This is a genomic window from Streptomyces sp. NPDC006798 (assembly GCF_040635975.1).
GTDB lineage: Bacteria > Actinomycetota > Actinomycetes > Streptomycetales > Streptomycetaceae > Streptomyces.
In genome coordinates this window covers 1-3686 of sequence record NZ_JBEYIS010000113.1, presented here as the reverse complement: position 1 = coordinate 3686, position 3686 = coordinate 1, and the positions used below count along the sequence as shown (strand labels likewise).

The 3686-nt window shown below is 73.1% G+C and carries 1 protein-coding gene; it reads right to left on the bottom strand.

The window, feature by feature from the left end; genetic code table 11:
* On the bottom strand, positions 1-3686 hold a 3686-nt coding region (locus ABZ714_RS34745; protein ID WP_358829367.1), incomplete at both ends, for an amino acid adenylation domain-containing protein.

Genomic DNA, 3686 nt, shown 5'->3' with positions numbered 1-3686 from the left:
TTCGGGTGTGGTGGAGGATGGTTTGGGTGTGGTGTTGGCGGGTGGTGGGGTTGTGGTGGGTGAGGTTGTGTTCGGTGAAGGGGAGGGTGGTGTGGATGGGGATGATTTGGAGGGGTGGGTTGTTGGGTCGGGTGAGGAAGGCGGCGGTGAGGTGGGGGTGTCGTTTCAGGAGGGTGTGGGCGGCTTGTTTGAGGCGGGGTGTGTCGAGGGGTCCTTCGAGGTCGAGGGTGATCTGGACGATGTAGACGTCGGGTGCTTCCTCGTCGTAGAGGGCGTGGAAGAGCAGGCCTTCCTGCAACGGCGCCAACGGCAGGATGTCGGCCGCCTCCACCTCCGCCCCGATCGCGTCGATCTCCGCCTGGTCCAGGGCGACCAGCGGTACGTCCGACGGCGTCAGCCCGCCTGAGCCCGGCTCCGCCGCGTGCTCGGCCAGCAGCTCCAGCGCCCGGACCCAGCCGTCGCCGAGAGCCCGTACGCCGTCCTCGTCGAGCAGCCCGCCCGGCCAGGCGAAGGCGAAGTTCAGCCGGGGCCCGTCCGGCCCGTCCAGGGCGACGGCATTGACCGAGAGGGCGTGGGTGAGCGGCATATCCGGATGGGCACCGCCCCCGACCGCCGCCGTCCCCGGCACCGGAGCCCAGTCGGCGTCACCGGGCACCGGGAACCGCCCGAGATAGTTGAAGGCGATCTGCGGGCGCGGCGCCCCGGCGAGCCGCCCGGCGGTCTCCGGGTTGAGCCGGCGCAGCAGCCCGTGCCCGAGGCCGTACCCGGGAACGGCGCTGCCCTGCTCCTTCACCCGCTTCAGCGCCGCACCCGCCGCCGGGCCGTTCCAAGGAGCCGTACCGGTCTCGATCCGCCGAGGCCGCACACTGGTGAACCAGCCGACCGTACGGGACAGATCGAGCCCCGCCACCAGATCGTGACGGCCGTGCCCTTCGAGGTCGACCAGCAGGGATCCGTCGTCCTCGGCGCCCGACTCCCGCCGCCACGCGTGGTACGCCAGCCCCAGCGCCGTCAGCAGCACGTCGTCCACACCGCAGCGGAACCGGGCGGGTACTTCCGCCAGCACCGCCCGGGTCAGCTCGGGCGGCAGGTTCCACGACCGGGTGGTCGCGGTTCCCACGGTGTCCCGGCGCGGATCGAGCGGCCGTCCGCCGAGCGGCGGCTCCGGCTCGCCCAGGACCTCGGTCCACGCGTCCAGCTCGCCGACCCGTTCCGTGTCCCGGGCCGCGTCGGAGAGCAGCAGCGACCACCGCCGGAAGGACGTCCCCACGGCGGGCAGCCGGGGCTCGTCCCCGGCGGACACCGCCCGCCAGGCCGCTTCGAGATCGCCCAGTAGTACGCGCCACGAGACGCCGTCCACCACCAGATGGTGGACCAGGATCAGCAGCGCGCCGGGCGCCCCGGGGCCTCCGTCGAACCAGACGGCCCGCAGCATGACACCCCGGACCGGGTCCAGCTCGCGCCGTGCCCCGGCCGCGGCCGCCGCGAAGACGGCGGGGTCGCCCTCGGCGGCCCCGGGCAGTCCGGTCCTGGTCAGCAGCGGACCGGCGGAGACACTGCCCGGCTCGGGGACGACCAGCCTGGCCTCCGGCCCCGTACCGGCCAGCCGGGCCCTGAGCATGTCGTGCCGGTCGAGTACCGCCTGCACCGTACGGGCCAGGCCGTCCAGGGTCGCTCCGGCCGGCGTCCGGACCACGGTCGACTGGTGGAACTCCCCGAAGCCCGGACCGTCGACACCGAAGTCGAGCATCACCGGCGTCAGCGGTACGTCCCCGAGGCCGTCGGCGCCCTCCTCGGACACGGCGCCGGGCAGGGCGTCCGGGGTACGGGCCGCAGCCGCGAGACCGGCGACCGACTGGTGCTGGAACACCTCGCCCGGGGTGATCACGACACCGCGTTCCCGTGCCCGGCTCACCAGCTGGATGGAGAGGATGCTGTCCCCGCCGAGCCGGAAGAAATTGTCGTCGACACCGACCTTGGGCAGGCCGAGGACGTCGGCGAAGAGCTCGGCGAGTATCCGCTCCCGCTCGGTGCCCGGCGCCCGGTCGGTGGTTCCCGCGCCGAAGTCGGGGGCGGGCAGGGCCCGGCGGTCCAGCTTTCCGTTGGCGGTCAGCGGCAGCTCGTCCAGGGTGACGAAGGCCGCCGGGAGCATGTAGTCGGGCAGGACGCTCCCCAGCCGGTCCCGGAGTACGGCGCTGTCGGGGACCGCCCCGGCGCCGGGGACGAGATAGGCCACCAGCCTCGTACTCCCCGAGCTCTCGCCGTACGGGACCACGGCGGCGCCGGCGACCCCGGGACAACCGCTCAGTACGGACTCGATCTCGCCCGGCTCGATCCGGAAGCCGCGCAGCTTCACCTGCTGGTCGGCGCGGCCGAGATAGCCGACGGTCCCGTCGCGGTTCCAGCGGGCCAGGTCTCCGGTCCGGTACATCCGGGTGCCGGGCGGGCCGTAGGGGTCGGCGACGAAGCGTTCGGCGGTGAGCCCCGGACGGTTGAGATAGCCCCGGGCGAGGCCGATACCGGAGATGTACAGCTCCCCGGCCACCCCCGGCGGCACCGGGCGGAGCCCGGCGTCGAGTACATGGACCCGGGTGTTGTCGAGCGGGCGGCCGATCGGGACCGTCGCCGGGTCGGGGCCGTCCGCCGGAATCCGGTAGCAGGTGGCGAAGGTGGTGCTCTCGGTCGGGCCGTAGCCGTCCACGACCGCGAGCCCGGGACAGGCCGCCCGGATCCGGGCCACCGCCCGCGGGTCGACCACATCGCCGCCGGACCACAGTTCGCGCAGCCCCGCCAGGGCGCGCGGATTCTCCTGGGCGACGAGCTGGAAGAGCCCGGCCGTCAGCCAGAGCGCCGTGATCCCGTACCGGTCGATCAGCTCCGCCAGCTCGGCCGCCCCCAACTGGCCGGCCGGAGCGACGACGACCTCACCACCGGAGAGCAGCGGGACCCAGATCTCGTAGGTCGCCGCGTCGAAGGAGTGCCGGGAGTGGAAGAGCACCCGCCGGTGGTTCCCGTTCCGCCAGACCCGGTCGGCGGCGAGCCCGACGATCGCCGAGTGGGGGACGGCCACCCCCTTCGGCCGGCCGGTGGATCCGGAGGTGTACATGATGTACGCGAGCTGTCGCTCGTCACCTGCCACGGCCATCTGCTCCGGGCCGTCCTCCGGGTGGTCGATGACCTCGCCGACGAGGACCGGCCGGATGCCGTCGGGCAGTTCGGCGCCTGGGCACTCGGCCCGATCGGTGATCACCGTCCGGGTCCCGGTCTCCCGGAGGAAGTCGTGCCGCCGTGCCGGGGGATCCCGGAGGTCCAGCGGCAGATAGTGCGCACCCGTCTTCAGCACCGCCAGCAGGGCGACCAGCAGATCGGCGGAGCGGTCCAGCAGGACGCCCACGGTCTCCTCGGGCCGTACCCCGGCCGCGACCAGCGTGGCGGCCAGCCGTCCCGCCCGCTGGTCGAGCTCCCGGTAGGTCAGCTTCTCGGTACCCGAGCGGACGGCGGTCGCCGAGGGGGTCCGGGACGCCTGGGCCGCGAAGAGCTGATGGACCGTCCGGCCCGTTCCCGGGATCGGTACCTCCGTGGTGTTCCAGTGGGTGAGTTGTTGGTGTTCTTGGGGGGTGAGGGTGTTGATGTGGTGGATGGGGGTGTGGGGGTTTTGGGTGATGGTGTGGAGGAGGTTGGTGAGG